General features: G+C 59.8%; 1 protein-coding gene. It reads right to left on the reverse strand.

Translation table 11 applies throughout. The annotated features are described in order from the left end of the window. Positions 1-597: 597 nt before the first annotated feature. Positions 598-803: P-loop NTPase (locus tag RA25_RS22000; RefSeq protein WP_039175069.1), on the reverse strand; the 206-nt coding region annotated here is incomplete at its 5' end.

An 803-nucleotide genomic window follows, 5' to 3' on the forward strand; every position in this document is an offset into this window, starting at 1 on the left:
CGCAACTGTTTTCTGCGGGAAATCGCCGAAGCCTTGACAAGGAATCCGCAGATTCGGGCAAGATTCGCAGTCAAATTGGGGCAAAATTCGGAACCACTAGTGAGTAAACTCAGCGCAAACACTAGATATAGACACAGATTGCAGAGGCAATTTTTTTCCCATAGTTTCCCGCGATTCCACAGATCCCGCACTCACGAATCTGAACGTTCCCGGTACGTTCACGCCCAGCAATCAGAAACAGCGCTAAAAACGCCCTGCATAAGCGTTTCAACACTGAGTGATTCGCAACTTCAAGGGGTGCATTGCAGGGAAAGGGCCATGATTTCCCATGCTGCCCATGATTTCCCGCAGCTCCCGCGTTTTCCCAGCAGTCCCACGCTTTCCCAGCGGTCCCATAGGTTCCCGTCCGGCGCAGCACGTGCCATGCAGCCCCATTTCCGGCGGGCAATCCCATTTGCGCCCAAAGCAACAGAACACTCCGCCCCCGCTGTGCTCTGCGCGCAGGCAACCAATGGTTCACCCCCGTCATGCTAAAGGCCCGCCAAAACGGCGGGCCTGTCAGAAAAGCCTCTCAAAATTTGGGAACGGACCGGCGCCTCAGGCCATGCCGCCGCCGATCAAGCCTTCGGCAATGCGGGCATAGGCCTGGGCCATTGGCCCCTCCCCCGCGGCGATGGGCGTGCCGCTGTCGCCGGCCAGGCGGGTCTCCAGATCAATCGGCAGCGCGCCCAGCAGCGGCAGGCCCAGAGTCTCAGCCTCTGCCGCGACGCCGCCGTGGCCGAAGATGTGATGTTCGCCGCCGC

It is taken from the genome of Leisingera sp. ANG-S5, assembly GCF_000813925.1.
In the GTDB taxonomy this organism is placed as follows: domain Bacteria; phylum Pseudomonadota; class Alphaproteobacteria; order Rhodobacterales; family Rhodobacteraceae; genus Leisingera.